Annotated in this window: 22 protein-coding genes; 15 read left to right on the forward strand and 7 right to left on the reverse strand. The window is 71.8% G+C overall.

Annotation, left to right across the window (positions count from 1 at the left end; all coding sequences use genetic code 11):
* Positions 1-2: 2 nt before the first annotated feature.
* Positions 3-620 (reverse strand): TetR/AcrR family transcriptional regulator, encoded by a 618-nt coding sequence (locus ACIGZJ_RS14065; protein ID WP_396457418.1) that lies wholly within the window; start codon positions 618-620, stop codon positions 3-5.
* A gap of 508 nt (positions 621-1128) precedes the next feature.
* Here ACIGZJ_RS14065 and ACIGZJ_RS14070 point away from each other — a divergent pair.
* A complete protein-coding gene (locus tag ACIGZJ_RS14070) occupies positions 1129-1920 on the forward strand; it encodes a TIGR03084 family metal-binding protein (RefSeq protein WP_396457419.1) in 792 nt (263 codons plus the stop codon).
* A 99-nt stretch (positions 1921-2019) separates the two neighbouring features.
* On the opposite strand, the gene ACIGZJ_RS14075 is transcribed toward ACIGZJ_RS14070, so the two are convergent.
* Positions 2020-3405, reverse strand: a complete 1386-nt coding sequence (locus ACIGZJ_RS14075) for an FAD-binding oxidoreductase (protein WP_396457420.1) — start codon at positions 3403-3405, stop codon at positions 2020-2022.
* 76 nt (positions 3406-3481) lie between these two features.
* Entirely contained in the window at positions 3482-4723 is a 1242-nt protein-coding gene (locus ACIGZJ_RS14080) for an acyl-CoA dehydrogenase family protein (protein WP_392932336.1), read from the reverse strand.
* 171 nt (positions 4724-4894) lie between these two features.
* Here ACIGZJ_RS14080 and ACIGZJ_RS14085 point away from each other — a divergent pair, with 171 nt between their 5' ends.
* The gene (locus ACIGZJ_RS14085) at positions 4895-6286 is read left to right on the forward strand and encodes a condensation domain-containing protein (RefSeq protein ID WP_396457421.1); all 1392 of its coding nucleotides are present in this window, start codon (positions 4895-4897) and stop codon (positions 6284-6286) included.
* Between the two features lie 111 nt (positions 6287-6397).
* On the opposite strand, the gene ACIGZJ_RS14090 is transcribed toward ACIGZJ_RS14085, so the two are convergent.
* Positions 6398-7735, reverse strand: a complete 1338-nt coding sequence (locus ACIGZJ_RS14090; protein ID WP_396457422.1) for an extracellular solute-binding protein — start codon at positions 7733-7735, stop codon at positions 6398-6400.
* Positions 7736-7929: 194 nt separating this feature from the next.
* Between ACIGZJ_RS14090 and ACIGZJ_RS14095 the strand changes: the two genes are divergently transcribed.
* The 10 genes from ACIGZJ_RS14095 (at position 7930) to ACIGZJ_RS14140 (ending at position 18767) form a co-directional block, all read left to right on the forward strand.
* Positions 7930-9504 (forward strand): 4-hydroxyphenylacetate 3-hydroxylase family protein, encoded by a 1575-nt coding sequence (locus ACIGZJ_RS14095; protein WP_392932342.1) that lies wholly within the window; start codon positions 7930-7932, stop codon positions 9502-9504.
* 104 nt (positions 9505-9608) lie between these two features.
* Positions 9609-11369 (forward strand): non-ribosomal peptide synthetase, encoded by a 1761-nt coding sequence (locus tag ACIGZJ_RS14100; RefSeq protein WP_396457423.1) that lies wholly within the window; start codon positions 9609-9611, stop codon positions 11367-11369.
* Positions 11366-11587, forward strand: coding sequence for an MbtH family protein (locus ACIGZJ_RS14105; protein ID WP_396457424.1), 222 nt, complete (start codon positions 11366-11368; stop codon positions 11585-11587). The genes ACIGZJ_RS14100 and ACIGZJ_RS14105 overlap by 4 nt, the downstream gene beginning before the upstream one ends.
* A 37-nt stretch (positions 11588-11624) precedes the next feature.
* Positions 11625-12695, forward strand: a complete 1071-nt coding sequence (hppD, locus tag ACIGZJ_RS14110; RefSeq protein ID WP_396457425.1) for a 4-hydroxyphenylpyruvate dioxygenase — start codon at positions 11625-11627, stop codon at positions 12693-12695.
* Positions 12685-13527, forward strand: coding sequence for a class I SAM-dependent methyltransferase (locus ACIGZJ_RS14115; protein WP_396457426.1), 843 nt, complete (start codon positions 12685-12687; stop codon positions 13525-13527). The genes hppD and ACIGZJ_RS14115 overlap by 11 nt, the downstream gene beginning before the upstream one ends.
* A 196-nt stretch (positions 13528-13723) precedes the next feature.
* On the forward strand, positions 13724-14881 hold the full coding sequence (locus tag ACIGZJ_RS14120; protein WP_396457427.1) for an LLM class flavin-dependent oxidoreductase: 1158 nt from the start codon (positions 13724-13726) through the stop codon (positions 14879-14881).
* Between the two features lie 225 nt (positions 14882-15106).
* On the forward strand, positions 15107-16660 hold the full coding sequence (locus tag ACIGZJ_RS14125; RefSeq protein ID WP_396457428.1) for an FAD-binding protein: 1554 nt from the start codon (positions 15107-15109) through the stop codon (positions 16658-16660).
* Positions 16653-17426, forward strand: coding sequence for an SDR family oxidoreductase (locus ACIGZJ_RS14130; RefSeq protein WP_392932355.1), 774 nt, complete (start codon positions 16653-16655; stop codon positions 17424-17426). Before ACIGZJ_RS14125 ends, ACIGZJ_RS14130 begins: the two co-directional genes overlap by 8 nt.
* A gap of 141 nt (positions 17427-17567) precedes the next feature.
* A complete protein-coding gene (locus ACIGZJ_RS14135; RefSeq protein WP_392932356.1) occupies positions 17568-18176 on the forward strand; it encodes a DUF2306 domain-containing protein in 609 nt (202 codons plus the stop codon).
* Positions 18177-18404: 228 nt separating this feature from the next.
* Positions 18405-18767 carry a YciI family protein gene (locus ACIGZJ_RS14140; RefSeq protein ID WP_396457429.1) on the forward strand — a complete coding sequence of 121 codons (363 nt, stop codon included), beginning with the start codon at positions 18405-18407 and terminating at the stop codon, positions 18765-18767.
* A 134-nt stretch (positions 18768-18901) separates the two neighbouring features.
* Here the strand turns inward: ACIGZJ_RS14140 and ACIGZJ_RS14145 are convergent, their stop codons facing one another.
* The 3 genes from ACIGZJ_RS14145 to ACIGZJ_RS14155 form a co-directional block, all read right to left on the reverse strand.
* On the reverse strand, positions 18902-19921 hold the full coding sequence (locus tag ACIGZJ_RS14145; RefSeq protein WP_396457430.1) for an alcohol dehydrogenase catalytic domain-containing protein: 1020 nt from the start codon (positions 19919-19921) through the stop codon (positions 18902-18904).
* 21 nt (positions 19922-19942) lie between these two features.
* Positions 19943-21175: a cytochrome P450 gene (locus tag ACIGZJ_RS14150; protein ID WP_396457431.1), complete on the reverse strand. Its 1233-nt coding sequence runs from the start codon at positions 21173-21175 to the stop codon at positions 19943-19945.
* 144 nt (positions 21176-21319) lie between these two features.
* On the reverse strand, positions 21320-22498 hold the full coding sequence (locus ACIGZJ_RS14155) for an acyl-CoA dehydrogenase family protein (RefSeq protein ID WP_396457432.1): 1179 nt from the start codon (positions 22496-22498) through the stop codon (positions 21320-21322).
* 254 nt (positions 22499-22752) lie between these two features.
* Here ACIGZJ_RS14155 and ACIGZJ_RS14160 point away from each other — a divergent pair, with 254 nt between their 5' ends.
* Genes ACIGZJ_RS14160 through ACIGZJ_RS14170 form a run of 3 tightly spaced genes read left to right on the forward strand, consistent with a single transcriptional unit; the run spans position 22753 to position 25772 of the window.
* Positions 22753-23181 (forward strand): SgcJ/EcaC family oxidoreductase, encoded by a 429-nt coding sequence (locus tag ACIGZJ_RS14160; RefSeq protein WP_396457433.1) that lies wholly within the window; start codon positions 22753-22755, stop codon positions 23179-23181.
* Positions 23182-23209: 28 nt separating this feature from the next.
* Positions 23210-24601, forward strand: coding sequence for an NAD(P)/FAD-dependent oxidoreductase (locus ACIGZJ_RS14165; RefSeq protein ID WP_396457434.1), 1392 nt, complete (start codon positions 23210-23212; stop codon positions 24599-24601).
* Positions 24602-24614: 13 nt separating this feature from the next.
* A complete protein-coding gene (locus ACIGZJ_RS14170) occupies positions 24615-25772 on the forward strand; it encodes an epoxide hydrolase family protein (RefSeq protein WP_396457435.1) in 1158 nt (385 codons plus the stop codon).
* The last annotated feature ends 170 nt before the right edge of the window (positions 25773-25942 follow it).

The raw sequence follows: 25942 nt of genomic DNA on the forward strand, positions 1-25942 counted from the left end.
GGTCAGTCGGCCGACCGTACGTCTGCGAGGCGCTGTCCGGAGGCCGCCACCGACCTGGTGGCGGCCTCCGGTTCGTCCCCGGCCCCGATCATCAGGCTGACCAGCTGGGCCTCGAAGCAGCGGTCCGCGTCGAGCGGGTCGATCAGGTAGCCGCCGAGCTCCAGGGTGACCAGGCCGTGCACCGCGATCCACATCTGACTGGCCGTCATTTCCGGCTGGACGGTGGAGAACCGGCCGGCCGTGCCGCACCGGACGGCGCACTCGACGGCGTGCAGCAGGGTGTAGCGGCCGGCCTGCCGGTCCTCCTCGCTGAGCGAGAAGCCGGCCAGCGAGGAGCCGCCGAACATCACCGAGTAGAGGTGGGAGTTGGCGAGGGCGTTGCGACGGTACGCCCGGCCCAGCAGCGCCATGTCGGCGACCGGGTCGTCGGTCGCGCCGACCGCGTTGAGGTGCTGCTCCAGCCGGACGAAGCCCTCCCGGACCATCGCCCGGACCAGTCCGCTCATGCCGCCGAAGTGGGTGTAGAGGGCCATGGTCGAACTGCTGGCCTCGGCGGCGACCCGCCGGGCGGAGAGGGCGCGAGGTCCGTGCTCGGAGAGCAGCCGGGCGGCGACGTCCAATAGTCCCGCACGAATGCTGGGGTCTGACCTTCGCGGGCTCATACCGAACAGTCTTCCACGTCGTATCGCCGAATAGATGACATCGTTATGCGAACCCGCGCCGTGCGGCCAACAGTGCAATCTGCAAGAAGAACAGGCTGGTTGGCACCCCGCCGGCCGCGGGCTTTCGGCAGGCTGGAAGGTTTGCCGCCGGTGATTTCCGGACCTTGCGGCCGGGGGGGGGGCTGGCCCGGCGCCATGGTCCTGCCGTCGGACCGGTGGGCGGCCCCGGGTGCGCGGCGGCCCGGCGCCGCCGGATCAGCAGGCAGGGAGAAGGGTGGCGGTCCTGCGCGGCCGATACTGGAACTGCCGCCACGGTGCCCATGAACACGGTGCCCATGAACGCGTGCCCGTGAGCACGTGCCCGTGAGACCGATGCCCGTCAACACGGTGCCCATCAGCACGGTGCCCATGAAGTGGCCGGTGTACGGCGCAAGTTCCAGTCTCATCGAGCGAGAGGAACCGTCGCGTGACCGTATCGAGGGATGTCATCGCCGACCTGGTGGCCGAGGGCGCGGAGGTCGACCGCCTGGTGGCCGATCTGACCGACGCCGAGTGGGAGCTGCCCACCCCGGCGGAGGGGTGGACGGTCGCCCACCAGGTCGCCCACCTGGCCGCCACCTTCCGGATGGCCGCCACCGCGGCCGGCCGTCCCGCCCTGTTCGAGGCCCAACTCGGCCAGATGGGATCCGACTTCAACGCGGCCATCCAGGCCGTGCTGCTGCCCTACCTGGAGGGCCCGCGGTCCGGCCTGCGGGACAAGTGGCGGGCCGAGCGGGACGGGGCCGAGCAGGCCCTGGCCGCGGTGCCGGCGGGTCAGCTGGTGCCCTGGCTGGTCCGGTCGATTCCCGCACCGGTGCTGGCCGCCGCCGGGATGATGGAGCTGTTCGGCCACGGCCAGGACATCGCCGACACCCTCGGGGTGAAGCGCGAGCACACCGACCGGCTGGAGGCGCTGGTCGATTTCATCACCCGGGTCTGGGACTTCGGCTACCACGCGCGCGGCCTGGCCGTGCCCGAGGTGCAGTTCCGCTTCGAGATCACCTCGCCGTCGGGTGCGCTGTGGGCCTACGGTCCTGCCGACTCCGAGCAGCGGATCTCCGGTTCGGCCGCCGACCTCTGTCTGCTGGCCACCCGGCGCCGCCACCGCGACGACCTCGGGCTCACCGCGGTGGGCGAGGAGGCCGAGCGCTGGCTGGACATCGCCCAGTGCTACCGGGGCCCGGCCGGCCCGGGCCGCCGGCCCGGCCAGTTCGCCTGACCCTGGTCCGGCCGCTCTGGTCCGGTCCGCAGTGCCGCACGGCGAAAGCGCCCTCCGCACCGGTGGATCACCGGTGCGGAGGGCGCTTTCGCCGTGCGGTCAGTAGCGGGTCGAGGCACCCGGCGGGACGTCGTGGCGCAGACGCCCGAACGGGTCGACCCGGCGGCGGATCCGGTCCAGCCGCCCGACCGCCTCGGGTGACAGGTGCCGCTGCGGCTGGTCGAGGCGTTCGACCAGCGTCGGCGCCGTCCGGCCGGTGTCCCACGGCGCCAGCGCCGAGCGGACCTTGGCGCAGTGGCTCTGGATCGCGGCCGTTGCGACCGGATCCACCGCGATGCCGCCGGCCGTGAAGGCGAAGGCGGCGTCCAGGTGGCTCAGCGCGCCGCCGGCCGGATCGGGCACCGCGATGGCGCCGCCGAGCTGGCGCAGCTCGGCGTTGACCAGCGGCGACCCCGACCCCTCGCCGAGGACCTGGAGGAAGACCTCCGCACCCTGCTCGCCGAGTTCGGAGAGCAGCAGGTGGTCGCCGGCCACCGGTACCGGGTCGACCGGGTCCATGTGGGTCCGGAGGACGGCGGACGGCGCGGTGGTGCACCAGGTGTCGAGCACCGGATCGGCGACCGCCCGGAGCGGGTCGAGCAGGTCCGCCGCCTGCGCCTCGGCGCCGGCCAGGTCGTCCGCGGTGGGGCTGAGCACCACCCCGGCCAGGCAGACGACCGGGCCGCCGGTCAGTTCGGGCGGGATCCCGGGCACGGACGGGAGGTTCATCACCCGCAGGGCGGTGGTGGCGGCCGACGGGGCGTCCCTGGTCCACCGCAGCCAGCGGGAGAGCAGTTCGGGGCCGTGCACCGCGGGCCAGAAGGCCGCACCGGTGATCACCCGGTCGGCCGGGAACAGCCCGATCTCGACCGCGGTGACGACGCCGAAGCCGCCGCCGCCACCGCGCAGCGCCCAGAACAGCTCGGGGTCGGCCGTCGCGTCCACCCGGCGCAACTCGCAGTCCGGCGTGACGAGTTCGATCGCCCGGACGCTGTTGACGGCGAGCCCCGTGCGGCGGCCGTAGAAGCTGATCCCGCCGCGCAGCAGATAGCCGACCGCGCCGACGGTCGGCGAGGAGCCGTGCGCGGCGGCCAGGCCGTGCTCGGCGGCCGCCTCGACCACGGCTCCCCAGGGGGTGCCCGCCGGGATCCGGGCCGTGCGGGTGCGCGGATCGACCCGGACGGGGCCGGCGGGCTCCGTCCGGATCAGCAGCGAGTCGTCCATCGGGCGGGCCGAGGAGGCGGCGTGCCCGGTGCTGTGCACCCGCACCCAGAGCTGGCGCCGCTGTGCCCGGCGGAGCGCCGTCCGGACCTGTTCGACGGTCCGGACCGTCACCGCGGCCGCCGGGTGCACCGGTGCGGCCAGGTTGAACACCGCGGTCGCGGCGGCGTACTCCGGCTCGCCGGGCCGGGCGATCACGGTGTCCGGCCGGTCGGTCCCGTTCATCTGCTGGTCCTCCTTCCGAGGGCGGCCTACTCGGCCGAGGGCGGGCTTGACCGGGAGCGGGCTGGACCGGGTTGGGCTACTTGACGCCGAACCGGACGCGGGCCAGCTCCCGGGTGGTCACCGAGGACAGGAAGACCCCGATCCCGGCGTGGCTGTGCAGCGTGGACAGGTCGCGCCAGATCCGCTCGATCCGCTCGCCGTGCCGGACGGCGCTGGAGCCGGCCGTCGGGAACAACTGCCCCTCCACGGCGTGCCAGCAGAGCCGGATCACCTCGCGGCAGATGGTCGCGATCCGCAGGTCCTGCTCCCGGCTGAAGGCGCCGGGGCCCTGCGCGCACAGTTCCTGCCACTGCCGGACCGCCTGGAGCACGGCCGCCTCCGCGGTGGCGATCATGCCGGCCGCCTCGCCGTACCAGAACTGGTAGTCCGGGTCCTCGGCCCGGGTGACCATGGGCGGGAACAGCGTGGTGCGGGAGAGCATCAGCTCCTCGTAGGCGTCCAGCGCGCCCTGGGCCATCCCCACCGCCAGCGAGGCGACCTCCAGCACCATGAAGCTCAGCGGACCGCCGCCGTACTCCGGATTGCCGTGCAGCAGCGAGCCCGGCGTGCCGGCCGCGACGTCGACCTCGCTCATGTGCGTCCCCGGAAGGGCGAAGTGCGCGGGGATGCGGCCGTCGTCGATCACCACGCTGTGCGAGCCGCTGCCCTTGAGGCCGAGGTGGCCGCCCCAGTCGTCGAGCCGGTGGAACTCGCTGCGCGGGGCGATGAAGAGCATCGGCGCAGGGGGCTCGCCCTCCGCGCCGGGCACCGGGATGTGGCCCATGAAGTGCGTCGCGTACGGCGAACCCGAGCAGTAGTTCCAGGTGCCGTTCAGCAGCCAGCCGCCCTCCGCCACCCGCTCGGCCGACCCGCTCGGCACGATGGTGGCCGGGCAGATGAAGTCCCCGCCGGCGAACAGTTCGGCCTGCGCGGCCTCGCTGAACAGCGAGGCGGCCGGCAGCGCGTGGGTGGCGCCGAGGCAGAACATCCAGCCGGTCGACGGGCAGCCGCGGGCCAGCGCCATCGACACCCGCAGGAAGGTGTCGATACCGAACTCGTAGCCGCCGTACCGCCGGGGGACGAGAATCCGGTAGAAGCCGGCCCGGGCGAATTCCTCGTGGGTGTCCTGGGCGTAGTAGGTGCGCTGTTCGGTCTCGGCCTGCCGCGCCACCAGGGTCGGTGCGATGGCCTCGGCCCTGGCGATGACCTCGGCCGGCGTCAGACCGGGTTCGGGCGGTAGCGGCGAGCCGGACCCTACGGCATTCGTGGTGACCGTCATTGCGGCGCAGCTCCTCTGCTCGATTCCGTCACGGCTTTACCGGCAAGGGTTGCCCGCCGCCCGGGCGCGGCGCACCTCCTTGATTGCGAGCACGTTCGAAGAACCACGGTGGAGGGCCGATTGCTACGGTTCCCAAGCCAATTCGGCCGGTCCCAGCGAGAGGAATGCCCGATGAGTGCCGATGGGAAGCAGCAGCCCGACGATCCGGCGCGCAGGAGCCCGCTCTCCTTCAACCAGGATTTCCTGTGCGGATTCGACCGCGGTGACGACCAGGGCCCGTTCGGCCCGCGGTTCCACATCGTGCACGGCTGGCGCCTGCGGGGGAAGGTCGACACCGGGACTCTGCAACAGGCGCTGGACGACGTCGTGGTCCGCCACGAGGCGCTGCGGACCATGATCGTCCGGGGTGACGGCGAGCGGTACCAGGAGATCCACCCGCCGTCGCCGGTGCGGCTGGAGCTGCGGGAGGCGGCCGCGGCGACGACGCCGGCCGAGCGCGACCGCGAGGTCGAGGCGCTGATCACCGAGGTCGAGTCGGGCACCGTCAGCGCGCGGGAACTCCCCCTGCTGAAGGCGACGTTGCTCCGCTTCGACGAGGACGACGCGATCCTCGTCCTGATCGTGCACCACACCGCGGCCGACGGCTGGTCGGTACGGCTGATCATCCGCGACCTCGCCACCTGCTACGCGGCCCGCCGGGAGCACCGGCCGGTCGAGCTGCCGACCGCCCTGCCGTACCGCGAGTTCGCCTCCTGGCAGCGGGAGTCCGCCGGTGACCCGGCGCTGGAGGGCTCGCGCACCTTCTGGCGCGAGCAGCTCGCCGGAGCCCGGATCCTCTCGGTGCCCACCGACCGGCCGAAGTCGACCGGTCTGCCGGAGTCGACCGCCGTCTACCGCTTCACCATCGGGACCGAACTGACCTCGCGGGCGGTGGAGATCGCCCAGGCCCTGCGCAGCACGCCCTTCATGGTGCTGCTCGGCGCGTTCGCGGTGCTCGTCCAGCGGACCACCGGAAGCACCGACGTGGTGGTGCCGACCTTCTCGCCGGGGCGCGGCGAGGACCGGTTCCACCACACGGTCGGGCCGTTCTTCAACTTCCTGCCGCTGCGCACCGAGCTCTCCGGCTGCCGCAGCTTCGCCGAGGTGGTCGGCCGGGTGCGTGCGACGAGTCTGCTGGCCTTTTCCAACGACCTGCCGTTCGGTCAGATCATTGCAGAGGCACCGGAGTTGATGCTTCCGACGCTGGAGGACGACCGGGCGGCCTGCGTCTTCCAGGTGTTCCCGTTCCCGTTCCTCCTCGACGGGGAGCTGATCGGGGACCTCGAGTACACCGAGGTGCGGCGCCGGCTGACCTCCCAGCCGGTGGGATCGGACGTGCCCAACGGCGCGCTCTGGACGCTCAACCTCGACCCGGCCGGTGATGTGGTCGCGGGTGTCCAGTACAACAGCAACCTCTACGACGAGCGTTCGGTGGCCGAGCAGGCGGACCGGTTCCGGGCGGTCCTGGGGGAGTTGGTGGACTCGCCGGACGCGCCGCTGGAGTTCCGCCCCGAGCAGTCCTGAATCCGGCCGCGGCCGGGTCCGACAGTTTCCGCCGGGCGCCCTGGGCGCTCCCTGGTCGGCGCGAACTGTCGGACCCGGCCGCAGTGTTGGGTCCTGTCCGACGGACGGGACCTAGCCGACCCTGATCGGCCCCCGGGGGCGCTCCCCGCGGGCGGCGGCGTTGTAGTGGTCCAGCAGCTCCTGGGCCTGCGCGTTCGCCTGGGCGAAGCGGGCGCGCGGGTCCACGTCGGTGACCAGGACGTCGTGCATGGCGCTGGTGATGACGTCCTGGATCCCGGCGAAGTCGCCCAGCAGCGCACCCCGCGCGGCCGGCGAGCCGTCGTTGGCGGCCAACTGGTCCAGCGCGGTGCGGAAGTGCGGGTTGCGGTGGAACCAGCCCTCCTGGTCCAGCAGCTCGATCGCGCCGCCGGTGACCGGGATGAACCCGGTGGCCCGGTGCCGGTCGGCCGCCGTCCGGGGGGTGTTCAGGTACTGCATGAAGGCCAGGGCGCCGTCCTGCGCCTCCGGGCTGAGGCCGGCCGCCAGCCAGAGTGCGTCCCCGCCGATCACGTTGCCCGCGTAGGGCACCTGCTCGTTGTACGGCATCCGGCAGGCCTGCACCTCGAAGCCGCCGTCCCGGCCGGCCTGGGCCATCCGAGCCGCCTCGACCGAGGTGGTGAGGGTGAAGGCGACCTGCTGGTCGGCGAAGGCACGGAAGTTGGCGTCCCAGTCGACCTCCGTGTTCACCCGGCTGGCGTGGAAGCGGTACAGGCCGGTCCGGTGCAGCCGCCGCCACCACCCGACGTAGGCCAGCATCGCGTCCGAGTCGAGGTGTAGCGTCTCGGCCCGGCCGGAGCGGCCGTTGTCGTGGTCGGCCAGCAGCGCGCCCTGCTGGGCCACCGACTGCTGGAACAGCCAGCCGTGGTTGGGCCAGGTGATCGCGTGGCCCGGCCCGTCCGGCAGCGCGGTCACCGCTCGGCAGGCGGCCTCGATGCCGGCCCAGGTCTGCGGGACCTCGGTGATCCCGGCGCGCTCCAGCATGGTGGTGTTGGCATAGAGCAGGGTGGTCGAGGTGAGCGGCGGCATGGCCGCCACCTCGCCGTCGTAGGTGTAGTACTGGCGGGCCGCCGGCGCGACGTCGCCGAGGACGACCGGCTCGCCGAGGATCTCGGTACGCCCCGCGATCGCCCGCTCGACCGAGGTGAACAGCGGCGACCCGTCGGGCTTCCGGGCGTCGCGGGCCTCCTGGGCCGAGGTGTAGAAGTACTGCGCGATGGTCGGCACGGAGCCCTGGCGGACCGCGTCGTGGACCACCTGCGGGACGGAGAGCCAGTCCTCGCCGCTGACCCGGATCACGTACTCGGGGTGTCCGGCCATGAACTTCTCGGCCAACTCCCGGGTCTGGTCGAGAAAGAACGGCATGAACGGGTAATGCGGCACCACCACGTCGATGTTGATTCGGCTGCTCATTCTGGCGTCCTCCTGCGGCTGGCCGGGTAATCCAGATGCTCATGATCCGTCCCCGACCCGGGTCGGGCATCTCCGGCCTTGCTGACCCGGCCGGTCGGGCGTGTGGGAAGCGCGCAATCTGGGAGAAGCAGACGCTGCCCGGGGCTGCCAGGCTCGGGACCGTCCGGTGAATTGGCAGCAAGGAGAAACGTCTGATGGCCGAAGCCCGGGAAGCCGCCGAGGGTAAAGGGAGCGGGACCCGCCCGCTTAACGGGGCGGAATACATCGAGAGCCTCCGCGACGATCGGGAGATCTATCTCTACGGTGATCGAATCAAGGACGTCACCGCGCATCCGGCCTTCCACAATCCGGTCCGGATGACCGCGCGTCTCTACGACGCCCTGCACGACCCCCGGCACCAGGCGGTCCTGACCGCGCCGGTCGACAGCGGCGGCGAGGGCTTCACCCACCGGTTCTTCACCACCCCGCGCAGCGCCGAGGACCTGGTCGGGGACCAGCAGGCGATCGCCGCGTGGGCGCGGATGAGCTACGGCTGGATGGGCCGCAGCCCCGACTACAAGGCCTCCTTCCTCGGCACGCTCGGTGCCAACGCGGACTTCTACGAGCCGTTCGCGGACAACGCCCGGCGCTGGTACGCGGAGTCGCAGGAGAAGGTCCTCTACTGGAACCACGCGATCGTGCACCCGCCGGTCGACCGCAGCCTGCCGCCGGACAAGGTGGCCGACGTCTTCATCCACGCCGAGAAGGAGACCGACGCCGGCCTGGTGGTGTCCGGCGCGAAGGCGGTCGCCACCGGCTCCGCCCTGACGCACTACAACTTCATCGCGCACCACGGCCTGCCGATCAAGGACCGCACCTTCGCGCTGGTGGCCACGGTGCCGATGAACGCGCCGGGGATGAAGCTGATCTGCCGCCCGTCCTACAGCGCGTCGGCGGCGGCGATGGGGAGTCCCTTCGACTACCCGCTGTCCTCCCGGCTGGACGAGAACGACACGATCCTGGTGCTCGACAAGGTGCTGATCCCCTGGGAGAACGTCTTCATCTACGGCCAGCCCGAGAAGATCAGGATGTTCACCGGGCAGTCGGGCTTCATGGAGCGGTTCACCTTCCACGGCTGCACCCGGCTGGGGGTGAAGCTCGACTTCATCGCCGGCCTGCTGGCCAAGGCCCTGGACATCACCGGCAGCGGCGACTTCCGCGGCGTGCAGAGCCGGCTCGGCGAGGTGCTGGCCTGGCGCAACCTGTTCTGGGGGCTGTCGGACGCCGCCGCCCGCAACCCGATCGCCTGGCGCAACGGTGCCGTCCTGCCCAACTCCCAGTACGGGCTGGCCTACCGCTGGTTCATGCAGGTCGGCTACCCGCGGATCCGGGAGATCGTGCTGCAGGACGTGGCGAGCGGCCTGATCTATGTGAACTCCAGCGCCAAGGACTTCGCCAACCCGGAGATCCGGCCCTATCTGGACCGGTTCATCCGCGGCTCCGGCGGCGTCGACGCGGTCGAGCGGGTCAAGCTGATGAAGCTGCTCTGGGACGCCGTCGGCAGCGAGTTCGGCGGACGCCACGAACTCTACGAGCGCAACTACGCCGGAAACCACGAGAACACCCGGGTCGAGCTGCTCTTCGCCCAACTCGCCAACGGCCAGGTGGACTCCTACAAGGCCCTGGTCGACGAATGCCTGGCCGAATACGACGTGAACGGTTGGACGGTACCCGATCTGTCTTCCTTCGCGGATCTGAGTGATTCCGTGCACCGGCTTCTCGACAGTTGACGAAAGGCCCCTGACGGCAATCCCGGAGATGACAGGTAAGGCGCGCCGGCAGCAGTCTGGAATTCCAGGATGACAGGCCGTCGCGATCGGGCGGATCGGAGGACATGGTGGTTTCCCCTTCTATTCACGGGTATTTCGCGCAAGTGGCGGCCGGGACACCGGATGCCATTGCCGTGTCGTCGGGCGAGGTCAGGCTGAGCTACCGCGAACTGGACGAGCGGTCGAACCGGTTGGCACACCGGCTGGTCGAACTCGGCGTATCCGCCGAGTCTCCGGTCGCGGTGCTGATGGAACGCTCCGTCGACCTGGTGGTGGCGATCCTGGCGGTGCTCAAGGCGGGCGGCTGCTACCTCCCGCTGCACAGCACGTACCCGCTGCAGCGCAAGCAGTGGATCGTGGAGCACTGCGCGGCGCCGGTGCTGCTGGCCGACGAGGTGATGCGCGGCCGCGGTCTGCCGGAGGGCGCCGAGGTGGTCGTGGTCGAGGGCGAGAAGGGGCTGTCCGACTACCCGTCGCACGCCCTGGACACCGACCACGACGGCGCCCGGCTCGCCTACGTGATCCACACCTCCGGGTCGACCGGAGTGCCGAAGGGCGTCGCGATCACCCACCGCGACGTGCTGGGCCTGGCGCTGGACTCGATCTGGGCGGACGGCCGGCACCAGCGGGTGCTGATGGTGGCGCCCTACGCCTTCAACGTCTCCACCTACGAACTCTGGGTGCCGCTGCTGCACGGCGGCAGGATCGTGGTGGGCCCGCCCGGGGACCTCGACGTGCACGCCCTGCGTCGGCTCATCGCCGAGGAGCGGATCACCGGCATCCATCTCACCGCCGGCCTCTTCCGGGTGCTGGCCGAGGAGGACCCGGGCGCTCTCGCCGGGGTCCGGGAGGTGCTCACCGGCGGCGACGTGATCGCGCCCGCGGCCGTCGAGCGGGTGCTGGAGCACAACCCGGGCCTGGTGGTACGGGCGATGTACGGCGCGACCGAGGCGACGCTGTTCAGTACCAGTGCGCCGATGTCCGCCCCCTACCGGGCGGCGGGGCCGGTGGCGGTGGGCCGCCCGATGGACGATGTGCGGCTGCACGTCCTGGACGCGGAGCTGCGGCCGGTGCGGCCCGGGTCGGTGGGCGAGCTCTACATCGCCGGACGCGGCCTGGCCCGGGGGTACTTCGGCCGGCCGGACCTCACCGCCGAGCGTTTCGTGGCGGACCCGTTCGGTGCGCCGGGCGAGCGGATGTACCGCACCGGGGACCTGGTCCGCACGGCCCCGGACGGCGGACTGGAGTACCTCGGCAGGGCCAACGACCAGCTCAAGGTGATGGGCTTCCGGGTGGAGCCCGCCGAGGTCGAGGCGGCGCTGGCGCAGTACCCGGGCCTCGCCCATGTCGCCGTGGTGGCACGGGAGTCGGAGGCCGGGGAGCGTCGCCTGGTGGCGTACTACGTCCCGGAGGCCGGCGAGGTCGAGGCCGGCGCACTGCGGGCGCACGCCGTGGAGCTGCTGCCCGCCTACATGGTGCCGACGGCCTTCGTGGCCGTCCCGGCGCTGCCGCTGACCCCCAACGGCAAGCTGGACCGGCGGGCGCTGCCCGAGCCGGTGGCGGGCTCGGGCACCGCCCGCCGGGCGCCGCTGACCGAGCGGCAGCGGGAGCTCCAGGCGCTCTTCGCCGAGGTGCTGGAGGCGCCCGAGATCGGCATCGACGACAGCTTCTTCGAGGCGGGCGGACAGTCTCTGGCGGCGATGCGGCTGGTCAGCCGGATCCGGGCACAGCTGGACGTCGACCTGACGATCACCCACTTCTTCGACGCCCCGACGGTGGCGGGCCTCGACGGCCTGCTGGGCCGGCTGGAGGGAGAGCAGGGATGACCAACCCCTTCGACGACGCGGACGCGCAGTTCGCGGTCCTGGTCAACGCGGACGGCCAGCACTCGCTCTGGCCGGCCGCCGCCGAGGCGCCGGCGGGCTGGACGGCCGTCCACGGCCCGGCCGACCGCGCCGCGTCCCTCGGCTACGTGAACGAGCACTGGACCGACCTGCGGCCGGGCGGCCGCGCCGGGCGCCGGCCGAGGCAACCGGACAACTGACGATACGTCAAGAGTGCGTCAAGAAAGGAGAATCGGCATGGGCCAGGAGACCTTCGAAGGCATGCTCGTCGACCACATCGCCTGCTACGTCGCCGATCTGGCGGTCACCACCGCATGGCTGGTCGACGGCTACGGCCTGGAGGTGTACGCCGGATCGCCGCCGCAGGCACCGGATCTGCGCTCGGTGGCGCTGGGCCGCAACGGCATCCGGGTGCTGCTCAGCCAGCCGCTGGTCGGCGACCACCCGGGGGCGGCGTACGTCGAGAAGCACGGCGACGGCGTGGCCGACATCGCACTGCGGGTCCCGGACGCCCGGGCCGCCTTCGCCGCGGCGGTCGGGCGCGGCGCCCGACCGGTCGCGCAGCCGGCCGAACACGGCGAGCTGGTCACCGCGACCGTGATGGGCGTCGGCGACATCGCCCACACCTTCGTCCAGCGCACGGCCCGGGCGGACGAGCGGCAACTGCCCGGCCTGGAGCCGGTCCAGGCCGACCCGGCCGGGAGGGACTGCGGCCTCCAGCAGGTCGACCACTTCGCGATCTGCGTCGAGCCGGGGCAGATCGACGCGACGGTCGCCTTCTACCGGGAGGCCCTCGACTTCGAGCTCGTCTTCACCGAGCGGATCGAGGCCAACGGCCAGGCGATGATCACCAAGGTGGTGCAGAACGGCGCGGTCATCTTCACCCTGATCGAGCCTGACCAGGCCGAGGTCAGCGGCCACCTGGACGAGTTCCTCAAGGACCACGGCGGGCCCGGGGTGCAGCACATCGCCTTCACCACGCCCGACATCGTCACCTCGGTGGCCGAGGTCGCCGCCCGGGGCATCGAGTTCCTGACCACCCCGGAGGCGTACTACCGGCTGCTCTCCAACCGGCTCACCCCGCTGCGGCACTCGGAGCCGGAGCTGGAGCGGCTGAACATCCTGATCGACCAGGACCACGACGGGCAGCTGTTCCAGATCTTCGCCCGGTCCGTGCACGCCCGCGGCACCCTGTTCCTGGAGATCATCGAGCGGCGCGGTGCCCGGTCGTTCGGCAGCGGCAACATCAAGGCGCTCTACCAGGCCATCGAGCACCAGAAGGGCAGGGGGGCGGCCGATGGCGCGTGACGCGGTCTCCGACGAGCGGTTCCGGGCGGCGGTGGAGCGGCTGCGGGTGCCGGGCATGGGAACCGAGGTGGTGGCGCCGCTGCTCTCCCACCTGATCCACCTGGCCCGGCCCAGCCGGGTGCTGGAGGTCGGGATGGGCTACACCACGCCGTTCCTGGCGAAGGCGCTGGCCGAGGCCGAGGCGCTGGCCGAGACCGAGGCCGCCGCCCTGACCCGCAAGACCCTGCCGTACCTCGCGGACGGCCGGGAGCTCGACGAGGAGTGGATCGAGACCGAGCCCGCACTGCTGCTGCCGGCCGGCTACCGCGAGCCCTACCGGCCCCGGCTGGTGGCGATCGACGACCTCTCTGACACCGGCTCCTCGGCGGCCGAGGTCGGCCGGGTGCTGGCCGAACTCGGCCTCACCGAACGGGTCTCCGTGGTCAACTCCGACATGCGCGGGGCCGTCGGCCGCCTCCCGGAGGAGTTCCGGCCGATCGACTTCGCCTGGGTCGACGCCTGGGACTGCCTCTACTTCTTCGAGAACTTCTGGGACCTGATCGCCCCCGACGGCGGGATCGTGGTCATGCACTACCTGATGACCTACCCGGAGGGCGAGGCGATCCTGCAGTACATCGCCGAGACCCAGCGGCTGCGGCCCGGCGAGTTCGAGCTGCTGAACCTGCTGGAGAGCCGGAAGCTGCGGCAGAACAGCATCACCGTCCTGCGCCGCATCAGCGGCAGCACCCCCCGGGAGTACTCCGACGCCGGCCAGCGGCCCCGGATCGGCGACCAGGTGCGCGCGGACGCCGCCGAACTGGCCCGTTCGCTCGGCGAGTCCGGCACGGACTGAACCGGGCGGCGCCCGACCGGGAGCACGGCCCCCCGGATGTGCCGCCCCGGAAATCCGGGGCGGCAGGGCGGGACACTCCGGGCCCGTGGTGCTCGAAAAACTCCTGGGCAATATGGAAGATGACGGGCCGTCAGGGCCTGGATAGATTTGAGAAAAATCCGCTGCGAGCCTTTTGCGATCAGAGGGGATCCACCGAATGGGAACACTCGCCGAGGACCCGGACGTCGTCAAGTTCGTCTACTGGGACAACCTCACCTACGCGCCGCCGGGATCGCGTCTGCCGGAGGAGTGGGACCCCAAGCTCGGGGCCCGAATCTACGAGAGCTACCTCGACCACTGCGTCGAGGCCGAGCGCCTCGGCTACGCCGGCCTCAGCGTCCCGGAGCACTTCGGCCCGTCCTCGCTCTCCCCGCACCCGAACATCATGCTGGCCGCGCTCGCCGCGAGGACGACCAGGGCGCGGATCGTCTCCGGGGTGAACCTCGCCCTGCTGCACCACCCCCTGCACCTCGCCGAGCAGTTCGCCATGGTCGACGTGCTGTCCGGCGGCCGGCTGGAGGTCGGCGTGGGGCGGCGCGGCGACCGCGCCGCGTTCGAGCACGCGGTGGACCTCATCGACGGCGCCCTCAACCGGATCGACCACCCGGTGGCGAAGGCCGATCTCACCCCCACCTCGGCGGGGTTCCTCCAGGACGTCGAGACCGCGAAGGTCACCGTCTGGCCCCGGCCGGTCCAGGAGCGCGTGCCGGTGTGGGTGGCGGCCGAGACGGACGGCTCCCTCGCCGCCGCGGCGCGCCGCGGCTGGGACGTGTTCACCGGACTGAACCTCGACCCGGCGGCCGGGGGCATGTCCAAGATCAGCGTCGAGGAGATGGTCGGGCGCCTGCGGCGCTACGAGGAGATCGGCGCGGAGAACGGGCACGAACTGTCCATGGCGAATGTCGCCGCGAGCTGCTTCACCGTGGTCGCCGACACCGATCGGGAGGCCGCCGAGATCGTACGGAAGGGCTTTGTCTCGCATATCGAAGCGGCTTCGGGATATCTGGCGCGGATGGCCGGGGCCGTCCCCGGTGACAGCCCGCTGGAGGAGCTGGCGAAGGACGGCAGCACCGGTGTGCAGGGGGTGTTCGAGGCCTCGGCCGAGTCCTACCTCAAGAACCCGTTCGCGCTGGTCGGCTCGGTCGAGACCGTCAAGGCGAAGCTGGACGCGCTGGTGACGGCCGGGTTCCGCCGGTTCGTGCTGCTCTGCGGCGGCGTCGGCAACGCGCACGAGGTCGGCTGGCAGTCGGCGGCGGCCATGGCCCAGGACGTGGCACCCGAGCTGTTCGCCGCGGCGCGGACCGGCCTGGCCTAGCGTAACCGCGGCCCGGGGGCGGCCGCATCAGGGACGTCCGGCGGGCGGGGCCGGACCGGGCGGCGGGCGGCTCTGGAGCCGCCCGCCGCCTCCTGCTTTGGCGTCGGCGGCACTCGCGCCCGCCCGTCACACCGGCCCCACCACACCGCAATCCACGAGATGTGGCGCTCGGCCGCGCCATGCGAAGGTCTGGTGCGGCAGAGGCCCCAGGAGGGACGAACGAGCATGGCTGACACGACCGTTGATTCGACCGGGCCGGTGGTGATCAGGCCCGGGGACCGCAGGTACGAGAACCTCGTCGAGGGCTACAACCACCGCTTCGTCGGACAACCCGGCCAGGTCCGCCTGGTGACCTCCACCGAGGAGGTGGTGGCCGCCGTCGACCAGGCGGTGGCGGCCGGCCTGCGGATCGCGGTGCGCAGCGGCGGGCACTGCTTCGAGGACTTCACCGCCGCACCCGACATCGAGGTGCTGCTGGACGTGTCCCAGCTCGACGGCATCTCCCACGACCCCGGGCGCCGCGCGATCGCGGTCGGCTCCGGCGCCCGACTGGGCGAGGTCTACGGAGCCCTGTTCAAGCGCTGGGGCGTGACGGTCCCCGGCGGCACCTGCCTGGAGGTCGGCGCCGGCGGCCACATCGCGGGCGGCGGCTACGGCCCGCTCTCGCGCCGCGACGGCCTGGTCGTCGACCACCTGTACGCCGTCGAGGTCGTGGTGGTCGACGAGTCCGGCCGGGCCCGGGCGGTCGTGGCGACGTCCGACGCCGACGACCCGAACCGCGAGCTCTGGTGGGCCCACACCGGTGGCGGCGGCGGCAACTTCGGTGTGGTGACCAGGTACTGGCTGCGCACCCCGGGGGCGGACTCCGACGACCCGGCCGAACTGCTGCCCAAGGCGCCGGCCCGGGTGTGGAAGCGGACGGTCATGTGGCCCTGGGCCGCGATGACCGAGCAGTCCCTCGGCACGCTGCTGCGCAACTACGGCACCTGGTACGAGAACAACGACGACGCGGACTCGCCGGCGGCCGGCCTGTGGAGCAATCTGATCGTCACCCACCGCAGCTCCGAGCTGTTCGGGATGACCGTGGTCATCGACCACGAAGGGCCGGACGCCGAGAAGGTGTTCGCCGAGCACTACGACAGCGTCACCGCCGGGGTCGGGGTGGAGCCCGCGGTGCACAGCGCCGAGGTCGTCCCCTGGTACAGCTCCTGGCTGCCCTCGTACAGCTTCCCGAACGATCCGAAGGGGCGCTACAAGGACAAGGCGGGCTATCTGCGCAGGGGCTTCACCGATCACCAGCTCGGCGTGATCTGGACCTACCTGAGCGACCCGGAGCACACCAACCCGATGTCCTGCCTCGTGCTCGCCGGCTTCGGCGGGAGGGTCAACACCGTCGCCCCCGACGCCACCGCGACCGTCCAGCGGGACTCGGTCCTGAAGGCCCTCTACTGCGCGGGCCTCTGGCAGTCCGCCGACCAGGACGAGGCGAGCCTCGCCTGGGTCCGGGCCTTCTACCACGACGTGTACGCCGAGAGCGGCGGGGTGCCCGCCCCCGGTGGCGACGGCGACGGCACCTACATCGGCTACCCCGACGCCGACCTGGCCGACCCCGCCCGGAACACCTCGGGGGTGCCCTGGTCGACGCTCTACTACGGCGCCAACTACCCGCGCCTGCAGCAGGTCAAGCAGACGTACGACCCGCGGAACGTGTTCCGCCACGCACTGTCGATCGAACTTCCGCACGGTCCATACGATTCGATGGAGGCTCAGGATGCTTGAGAACAAGGTCGTCGTGGTCTCGGGGGCCGGTCCCGGCCTCGGCAGGGCGATCGCCCTGCGCTCCGCGCAGTCGGGAGCGGACGTGGTGCTCGCCGCCCGGACAGAGTCCCGGCTCGCGGAGATCGCCGCGGAGGTGGAGCAGACCGGGCGGCGGGCGCTGGTGGTGCCGACCGACATCACCGACGACTCCTCGGCCGCCGCCCTGGTGAAGGCGGCGACGGACACCTTCGGCCGGGTGGACGCGCTGATCAACAACGCCTTCGCGGTGCCCCCGATGGTCGAGCTCGGCGAGGTCGACTTCGCGGCCGTGCGGGCGGGGTTGGAGACGGACGTGTTCGCCGCACTGCGGCTCACCCGGCTGTTCACCCCCGCTCTGGCGGAGAGCCACGGCTCCGTCGTCATGGTCAACTCGGGGGTGCTGCGGCACTCCAGGCCGCCGTTCGGCGCCTACAAGATGAGCAAGACCGCCCTGCTGTCGCTGGCCCAGAGCCTGGCCAGCGAGCTCGGCCCGAAGGGCATCCGGGTGAACACCATCGCCCCGAACTACATCTGGGCGGACGCACTTCGCGAGGGCTTCGGCCACTGGGCCGCCCAGCGCGGAGTCACCGTCCAGGACATCTACGACGAGATCGCGGCCGGCCTCGACCTCGGCCGGCTGCCCGAACCGGACGAGGTGGCCGACACGGTGCTCTTCCTGGTGTCCCCGCTGGCCCGCGCGGTCACCGGGCACTGCCTGGACGTCAACGCCGGTGAATACCACCACTGACCCTACTGGAAAACGAAAGTCGAGGATCAGCGGGTGACAGAGAAAACGGACCGGTCCGGTGGCGTGACCACCGGGCCGAGGCGCGCAACACCGGATGCGGGGAAGACGTCGAGCGCACCGAGCTGGTGGCAGAGCCCATGGGTGACAGCACTGGCCGTCCTCGTGGTCTTCAACCTGATCTACGCCTTCCCGCGCTACCTGACAGGAGACTCGCACCAGGCCCGCATCCCGCTCGACCCGGGCTTCCCCGCGCACTACGCCGTCCTGGTGGCGCACGTCGTGTTCGGCAACATCTCGCTGGTGACGGTCTTCCTCCAGGTCGTGCCGTGGATCCGCCGGCACTACCCGGCGGTGCACCGGATGAGCGGCCGGGTGTACGTCTACGCCGGAGTGCTTCCCGGTGGGTTGCTGGCCCTGGTGCTCCTGCCCTACTCCACCGCGCCGTTCGGCCAGATGGGCCTGGCCATGATGGGGCTGCTCTGGCTGGTCACCACCCTGCTCGGGTTCCGGGCCGCCCTCCAGCGGAGGTACGTCGACCACCGCCGCTGGATGCTCTACAGCTTCGCGATGGCCCTCGGCACCAGCTGGGGCCGGGTGATGAGCGAGCTGATGCAGGCCTTCCCGGGCCTGGGGATCGACGTGATGACGCTCATCGAGGTGGCCAACTGGACCGGGTGGATGGTCAACCTGCTGGTCGCCCACTGGTGGCTCGAGCGGACCGGCCCCCGGGCCGCCCAACTGGTCCGCTGACCTGGCGTCGAGCGCGCGGCCGGCCGTGGTACTCCACGGCCGGCCGCGCGCTTTCGTTCCCGGGGCCGTCTGTTCACCCGCCGGGCCGGTTCGCCCGCCGGGGACGGCCGGAGAGATTTCCCGGAAGTCCGCGGCGGGGGATGTCGAGGGCGGGCCGCCGGCTCCGACGTCTCCTGTGCAGGGCCCCGAAAGCGCCCCGGGGCGTCACGGCCGCAAGGAGTAGGAATCATGAAGTACATGCTGGTCATGCACATGAACCCGGTGCTCTGGAACGGCCTTTCCGAGGACGAGCAGCAGGCGGTCTACTCCGGCCACGGCGAGTACACCAGGATGCTGCGCGAGTCGGGCGAGCTGGTCACCACCCAGGCGCTGGCGGAGCCGGTGCAGAGCACGACCGTCAAGGTGCGCGACGGCGCCCAGCTGCTGAGCGAGGGCCCGTACCTGGAGCACAAGGAGTTCGTCTGCGGCTACTACCTGGTGGACGTCGAGACCAGGGAGCGCGCGATCGAGCTGGCCGCGCTGCTGCCGGACGCCCGGCACACCGGCGTCGAGGTCCGCCAGGTGATGTTCGAGCAGGGCCTGGAGATGTGACCTTGGCGGCCACCGCGCACACGGCGGCGGTGGGCCGGGCTGGAGGACAGCCCGACCCACCGCCGTGTACGGGTGTTCAGTCGGCGACCGCCGCAGGGCGGAGCCCCGGGCGCGAGAGCGCGGCCGACGGACCGTCAGGCATAGCTGACGACCGCGCGGAACCGCGCCTCACCCCGGTCGACCCGGTCGAAGGCCTCGGCGACCCGCTCCTTGGGATAGCTCTCGACCAGGGGCGTGACCGCCCCGGAGGCCGCCAGGTCCAGTGCCTCGGTGAGCAGGCCGAGGCCGTTGTGGGTGGCACCGACGACCTGCTGGCGCTGCGCCCAGAACGGGCTGCCGGGCGGGATGGTGAAGGAGTTGACCGGGTCGATGGAGGCCAGCACGATCCGGCCGTGCGGGCGCAGGCCCGGCAGGGTCTCGCTCGCCGTCCGGTAGGAGGTGCCGGTCACCAGGATGACGTCGGCGCCGCCGGCCTCCTTCAGCTGCTCGCCGTCGGCGACCACGTGGTCCGCGCCGAGGGTCCGGGCCAGCGGGTGCTTGTCCGCCGAGCGGGTGACGGCGACGGTCTCGAAGCCGCAGGCACGGGAGAACTGCAGGGCCAGGTGGCCGAGTCCGCCGATGCCGAGGACGGCCACCCGCTCGTGCGGCTTGGGGTCGGCGGCCCGCAGCGCGCTCCACGCGGTGTACCCGGCGCACAGCATCGGGGCGGCGACCTCGTACGACACGGCGTCCGGCAGCAGCACCGTGCTCCCGGCCGCCACCGCGACGTACTCCGCGTGGCCGCCCTGGACGGTGAGGCCGGTCATCACCGACTCCGAGCAGTTCATCCCGGACTGCCCGGTGAGCGGGAGGTTGAGCCGGCAGTAGTCGCACCGGCCGCAGGTCGACTGCACCCAGGTGGTGCCGACCCGGTCGCCGACCCGGCGGGTGGTCACCCCGGGGCCGACCTCGACGACCTCCCCGGCGGCCTCGTGCCCGAGGACCACCGGGTCGAGCGGCGGGAAGGGGAAGACCCCCTGGCTGACCCAGAGGTCGTTGTGACAGAGCCCGCAGGCATGGACCCGGACCAGCACCTGGCCGGGACCGGCCTTCGGGGTGGGGATCTCGGTGAGCTCCCAGCGGGCCTTCATCGAGGGGACGACTGCTGCCTTCATGCGCGCATCCACCCTTTCCACTCAGCGGGCCTGCGGCGTCAGCCGGACCGGCAGGGTCTGGACGCCGTTCATGATGAACGTCACCTGCGGTGCCAACTCATCGCCGGGCACCGCGAGTTCGATGTCGGGGAACCGCTCGAACAGCGCCGAGAGGGTGACCTCGGCCTCCATCCGGGCCAGCGGCATGCCGATGCAGCGGTAGATGCCGTGGCCGAAGGAGAGGTGCTCCTTGTTCGGCCGGGCGGCGTCGAAGGCGTCCGTGCTCTCGCCGTGCACGGTCCGGTCGCGGCCCACCGCCGCGAAGTTGATCAGTACCGGATCGCCCTTGGCGATGGTGACCCCGCCGAGCTCGACGTCCTCCACCGCGAAGCGGAACGGGAGGTGGGCGACGGGGGCCTCGGCGCGGAGCGTCTCCTCGATCACGTCCGACCAGGAGACCGCGCCGCTCTTGAGCAGGGCGAGCTGGGTGGGGTGGGTGAGCAGCGCCCGGGCCGCGTTGGCGAGCAGGTTCATCACCGGCTCCGTCCCGGTGGCGAGCAACAGGTGCAGGGTGCCGACCAGTTCGGAGTCGGTCAGCCGGGAGCCGTCCTCCTCCTGGGCCTGGACCAGGTCGCTGGTGAGGTCGTCCCCGGGGCTGCGGCGTTTGGCGTCGACGAACTCCTCCATCTCCCGGTGCCACTGCGCGACGTTGGCGGCCGACTCCTCCGGGGTGATGGTGGTGTCGATGTTCACCTCGCCACCGCGCAGCAGCTGGGCGCGCTCCTCGGCCGGCACCCCGAACAGGTCGCAGATCACCCGGGCCGGGACCGGACGGGCGAACCGCGTCTTGAGGTCCACCACCTCGCCGGGCTCGCAGGTGTCGAGCTCGTCCAGCAGGTCGGCGACGGCCTTCTCGACGCTGGCCCGCATGGCCTCGACCCGGCGCGGGGTGAAGGCGCTGGAGGTCAGCCGGCGCAGCCGGGTGTGGTCGGCTCCGTGGCTGGTGGTCAGGTTGTCCATCAGGACCCAGCCGATCAGCGGGAAGTCCTCGCCGATCCGACCCTCGGCGAAGTCGGTCCAGTGCTTGCGCGGATCCTTGGAGAAGCGGTGGTCGGCCAGGGCCTGCCGGGCGAGCGCGTGGTCGGTGATCGACCAGGCGAGGGTGCCGCCGGGCAGTTCGATCCGGGACACCGGGCCGTTCGCCCGGATCCGGGCGGCTTCGGCGTGGATGTCGCATCCAGCGCGGTCGATGACGACGGGGGCATGGGGTTCCACGGGTGGCCTCCGAGGGGCGGGCGGATACGGATACGGATACGCGTGCTGGTACGAGCGCAAGTACGAGTACGGGTGCAAGTACGGGTGCGGGCAGGCGGGTGGGCAGGGCCGGCCGGGGCGCGGCCCTGCCCACGCAGGTGCCTGCTACAGGTAGAGCGTGTTGGGCTCGAGCCCGCAGGCGATCCGCCCGTAGAGCTCGAGGTTGGTGTTGGGGTGCAGGATGGCGTGCAGGTTGAGCGTCTGGACGTCCCGCTCGATGCGCTGGATCGGCACCGTGGTGTAGATCGAGGAGCCGCCGCTGGCGGTGTTGAGAATGTCCACCGCCTCCTTGGCGCGCCGGCAGACCGCGCCGAGGTCGAGCCGGATCCGGGCGCGCTCCTCCAGCGTCCAGGCCTCGCCGGTCGGGCCCTTGCTGTCCAGCAGGGCGGCCGCGCGGTGGGCGTGGAACTCCGCCTCGTCGATCCTGGTCACCGCGTCGGCCACCTGGAGGTGCGTCAGCGGGGCCTCGGCCTGGCTCTCGTAGGAGGTGTAGCTGATCTTCCGGCCGGGGAGCCGCTCGAAGAACGCCTGCTTGGCCGCCTTGGCCAGCCCGAGCGCGGGAGCGCTGATGGTGGCGCAGGCGGTGGGCATGAACGGCGCCTTGTAGATCGGGGAGTCCGCGTTCGCCAGGGAGCGGTGCTGCCCCATCAGGACGGGCACCATCGGAAGCACCCGCGCCTCGGGGACGAACAGGTCGGCGGCGACGGTGGTCACGCTACCGGAGCCGCGAAGGCCGACGGTGTGCCAGTCGTCGATGATCTCCAGATCGGCCAGCGGGACCGCCACCATGATCGGCTGCGGTCCTTCCGGTGTCATCAGCACCGCCGCGTTGGTGTTCCAGGAGCTCTGCAGAGCACCGGAGTTGAACGACCACTTGCCGTTCAGCACGACACCGCCCTCGGCGGGGACGGCGACCGCGGTCGGGCTCAGGATGCCGCTCACCCGCACGTTGGGGGCGGCGAAGATCTCGTCCTGGACGGCGTCCGGGAACAGCCCGGCCATCCAGGAGCTGATCGCCCAGACCGACATCACCCAGGCCGTGGATCCGTCGCCACGGCCCAGTTCGGAGATCACATCGACCACCGTGCGCATGTCGGACTCGTAACCGCCGTAGCGGGTGGGGACCCGGAGCTTGAGCAGTCCGGACTCCTCCAGCGCCGCTACGGTCTCCGGGGACAGTCGGCGGTGCCGCTCGTGCCAGTGCGCGTTCTTCTCCAGAACCGGCACCAACTCGACGGCCCGGTTGACGAGTTCTTCCCTCGACGGGGATTCCTTGGACGTCATCGGGGCTCCTCGGGAACGGGTGGCCCGGCAGTGCGGCCGACCGTCCGGGCCGCAGTCATTGATCGGCCCTGTCGAGGCTGGCAGCCGCGTGCGGCGGCCGCATCTCCGGGATTGCGGCGTGGACCGGTCCGCTCCGCCGGCCCGCCGGTCCAGCGCAATCGGGGAGATGCAGCGTGCGGGGAGCCGGTGTGAGGCTGTGCGTCATCTGGCCACGGCCATCCGCGGCCGTGGACCGCCGGATAAGGAGAAAAGCCATGTCCGCCACTCCCTCGTCCTCCTCGTCCCCCTCGCCGAGCACCGTCGAAGCGCTGCGCGCCGTCCCCGAACTCATCGTCGCCGCCTGGGCGGAGCACGATGCCGACCGGTTCGCCGAGACCTTCACCGAGGACGGGACGCTGATCCTCCCCGGGGACGTCTTCCTCACCGGCCGCGAGGAGATCCGCGGCTTCATGGCCCGCGCGTTCGCCGGCCCCTTCAAGGGCACCCGGGTCACCGGCCGGCCGGTCTCGCTCCGGTCGCTGGCCGACGGGGTGGCCCTGGTGGTCACCCGGGGCGGCGTGCTGGCCCCCGGCGACACCGAGGTGTCGGCCGAGCGGGCGATCCGGGCGACCTGGGTGCTGGCCAAGGAGGGCGGCGACTGGCGGATCGCGTCCTACCAGAACACCCCCATCGCCGCCGCCTGATTCCGAGCCACGAGAGGAGGTGCCGGCGATGGGTACCCACGTCGGAGACCGTGCGGTCGTCCTCGGCGGCAGCATGGCGGGGCTGCTGGCCGCCACCGTGCTCGCCGAGTCGTTCGCGGAGGTCCTGGTCGTCGACCGGGACGAGCTGAGCGGGGTCGCCGGCCCCCGGCGTGGCGTCCCGCACGGCCGGCACGCGCACGGCCTGGTGGCCCGCGGCCAGCAGGTCCTGGAGGGCCTGTACCCCGGCCTGACGGAGGAGTTGCGGACGGCGGGCGTCCGGCCGGGCGACTTCAGCAGCGACATCCGCTGGTACTTCAACGGCTACCGGCTGGCCTCCGGCCACACCGGACTGCTGTCCGTCCCGGCGACCCGCCCGGTGCTGGAGTACCACGTCCGCGGCCGGGTCCAGGCGATACCCGGGATCACCTTCCTGGAGCAGTACGACATCCTCGGGCTGGAGACCACCGCCGACCGGCGCCGGGTGACCGGCGCCCGGGTCCAGCGCCAGGGCTCCGGCTCGCCCGAGGTGCTGCACGCGGACCTGGTCCTCGACATCACCGGCCGCGGCTCGCGCACCCCGGTCTGGCTGGAGGAACTGGGCTACCCGCGCCCGGAGGAGACCAGGGTCAAGATCGACCTGGCCTACACCACCCGGCACTTCCAGCTGGACTCCGACCCGTTCGGCGACGACCTGGCGATCATCCCGGTGGCCACCCCGGCGCACCCGCGCGGCGGCTTCTTCTACCGGCTGCCCGGCGAGGACAACCGGGTCGAGCTGTCGCTCACCGGCGTCCTCGGCGACCACCCGCCCACCGACCCCGAGGGCTTCCTGGCGTACACGCGGTCGCTGCCCGTCCCGGACATCTACGAGGCGATCCGGGACGCCAAGCCGATCGACGACGCGGTGATGTTCAAGTACCCGGCCAGCGTGCGGCGCCACTACGAGCGGCTGCCGCGGTTCCCCGACGGGTTCCTGGTGATGGGCGACGCGGTGTGCAGTTTCAACCCGGTCTACGGACAGGGGATGACCGTCGCCGGCCTCGAAGCGCTCGCCCTGCGCGACCGGCTGCGCCGCGGCGCGCTGCCGGACGCCCGGCAGTTCTTCACCGAGATCGCCACCGTCATCGACGCCCCCTGGGACTTCGCGGCCGGAGCCGACCTCGGCTACCGCGGGGTCGAGGGCCGCCGGACGCCCAAGATCCGGATGGCCAACGCCTACGTGAACCGGCTGCACCACGGGGCCACCCATGACGCCGAACTGACCGCGGCCTTCATCCGGGCCGCCGGGCTGGTCGACACGCCCGAGTCGCTGATGCGGCCGGGCACCCTGCTGCGAGTCCTGCGGCACTCGCTGCGCCGCCCGGTCGGCGCACCGCCCGCCGCCCCGGCGCCGGCCCGGTCCGGCGAACTGTCCAGCTGAGAGGAATCGGCATATGCGTCCCTTCCGTATCGATGTTCCACAGGCAGCCCTCGACGACCTGGACCGCAGGCTCGCGGCCACCCGGTGGCCGGGCGAACTCCCCGGCACCGGCTGGCAGCGCGGTGTCCCGCAGGGCTATCTCAAGGAGCTGGCGGAGTACTGGCGCACCGGGTTCGACTGGCGCAAGACCGAGGAACACCTCAACTCCTTCCCGCAGTTCCTCACCGAGATCGACGGGGTGGACATCCACTTCGTGCACGTGCGCTCGCCCGAGCCGGACGCCGTGCCGTTGATCCTCACCCACGGCTGGCCGGGCTCCTTCGTCGAGTTCCTCGACGTGATAGGCCCGTTGACCGATCCGCGGGCCCACGGCGGCGACCCCGCCGACGCGTTCCACGTGGTCATCCCCTCGCTGCCGGGCTACGGGTTCTCCGGTCGCCCGCAGGAGACCGGCTGGGACACCGCCCGGGTCGCCCGCGCCTGGGCCGAGCTGATGCACCAGCTCGGCTACGGGCGGTACGTGGTGCAGGGCGGCGACTGGGGCATGCCGATCTCCCTGCAGCTCGGTCTGGCCGATCCGGTGCACGTCGCGGGCGTGCACGTCAACATGCTCGCCACCTTCCCGCCGCAGGACGAGGCCGCCTTCGCGCAGCTGGACGAGGCGGACCACGCCCGGCTGGCGTTCGCCATGCACTTCGAGCAGGACGGGGCCGGCTGGCGGAAGATCCAGTCCACCCGGCCGCAGACCCTCTCGTACGGTCTGACCGACTCGCCCGTCGGTCAACTTGCCTGGATCGTGGAGAAGTTCAAGGAGTGGTCGGCGGCGGAGTCGACTCCCGAGGACGTGGTGAGCCGGGACCGGCTGCTGACCAACGTCGCGCTCTACTGGTTCACCGCCTCGGCCGGGTCCAGCGCCCAGCTCTACTACGAGTCCAACCGTCTCGACTCCGAGTTCGTCCAGACCTGGGCCGGCCCCTGGCCGCTCGCCGCGCCGGTCGGGGTCGCGGTGTTCCCCGAGGACGCCGTCCGGCCGGTTCGCCGGTGGGCCGAGGAGATCCTCCCGACGCTCGCCCACTGGTCGGAGTTCGACCGCGGCGGGCACTTCGCCGCGCTGGAGCAGCCCGAGCTGTTCGTCGGCGACGTCCGGGCCTTCGCCCGTCTGGTGCGCTGATTCCTGACCAGCCGACCTGACCCGATCGGACCCGACCTGTACCGGTCGGGTCCGGTCGGGTCCGACGGGTGGGCGTCCGCGGGGTGCGGGCAACTCGTGCAGTGCGTGCAGCTCGTGCAGTGGGTGCAACTCGTGCGGTGAGCGCGGTGCTTGCGCTGCACGCCGCGCGC

It is taken from the genome of Kitasatospora sp. NPDC052868 (genome assembly GCF_044547105.1).
GTDB lineage: Bacteria > Actinomycetota > Actinomycetes > Streptomycetales > Streptomycetaceae > Kitasatospora.

Bases quoted from the DNA above. Each gene is read 5' to 3' on its own strand.
- ACIGZJ_RS14120 (WP_396457427.1), top strand. From the start codon at position 13,724: ATGGGAACACTCGCCGAGGACCCGGACGTCGTCAAGTTCGTCTACTGG.
- ACIGZJ_RS14155 (WP_396457432.1), bottom strand. From the start codon at position 22,498: ATGACGTCCAAGGAATCCCCGTCGAGGGAAGAACTCGTCAACCGGGCC.
- ACIGZJ_RS14160 (WP_396457433.1), top strand. From the start codon at position 22,753: ATGTCCGCCACTCCCTCGTCCTCCTCGTCCCCCTCGCCGAGCACCGTC.
- ACIGZJ_RS14080 (WP_392932336.1), bottom strand. From the start codon at position 4,723: ATGACGGTCACCACGAATGCCGTAGGGTCCGGCTCGCCGCTACCGCCC.
- ACIGZJ_RS14165 (WP_396457434.1), top strand. From the start codon at position 23,210: ATGGGTACCCACGTCGGAGACCGTGCGGTCGTCCTCGGCGGCAGCATG.
- ACIGZJ_RS14115 (WP_396457426.1), top strand. From the start codon at position 12,685: ATGGCGCGTGACGCGGTCTCCGACGAGCGGTTCCGGGCGGCGGTGGAG.
- hppD (WP_396457425.1), top strand. From the start codon at position 11,625: ATGGGCCAGGAGACCTTCGAAGGCATGCTCGTCGACCACATCGCCTGC.
- ACIGZJ_RS14130 (WP_392932355.1), top strand. From the start codon at position 16,653: ATGCTTGAGAACAAGGTCGTCGTGGTCTCGGGGGCCGGTCCCGGCCTC.
- ACIGZJ_RS14090 (WP_396457422.1), bottom strand. From the start codon at position 7,735: ATGAGCAGCCGAATCAACATCGACGTGGTGGTGCCGCATTACCCGTTC.
- ACIGZJ_RS14105 (WP_396457424.1), top strand. From the start codon at position 11,366: ATGACCAACCCCTTCGACGACGCGGACGCGCAGTTCGCGGTCCTGGTC.
- ACIGZJ_RS14140 (WP_396457429.1), top strand. From the start codon at position 18,405: ATGAAGTACATGCTGGTCATGCACATGAACCCGGTGCTCTGGAACGGC.
- ACIGZJ_RS14100 (WP_396457423.1), top strand. From the start codon at position 9,609: ATGGTGGTTTCCCCTTCTATTCACGGGTATTTCGCGCAAGTGGCGGCC.
- ACIGZJ_RS14145 (WP_396457430.1), bottom strand. From the start codon at position 19,921: ATGAAGGCAGCAGTCGTCCCCTCGATGAAGGCCCGCTGGGAGCTCACC.
- ACIGZJ_RS14085 (WP_396457421.1), top strand. From the start codon at position 4,895: ATGAGTGCCGATGGGAAGCAGCAGCCCGACGATCCGGCGCGCAGGAGC.
- ACIGZJ_RS14075 (WP_396457420.1), bottom strand. From the start codon at position 3,405: ATGAACGGGACCGACCGGCCGGACACCGTGATCGCCCGGCCCGGCGAG.
- ACIGZJ_RS14095 (WP_392932342.1), top strand. From the start codon at position 7,930: ATGGCCGAAGCCCGGGAAGCCGCCGAGGGTAAAGGGAGCGGGACCCGC.
- ACIGZJ_RS14125 (WP_396457428.1), top strand. From the start codon at position 15,107: ATGGCTGACACGACCGTTGATTCGACCGGGCCGGTGGTGATCAGGCCC.
- ACIGZJ_RS14170 (WP_396457435.1), top strand. From the start codon at position 24,615: ATGCGTCCCTTCCGTATCGATGTTCCACAGGCAGCCCTCGACGACCTG.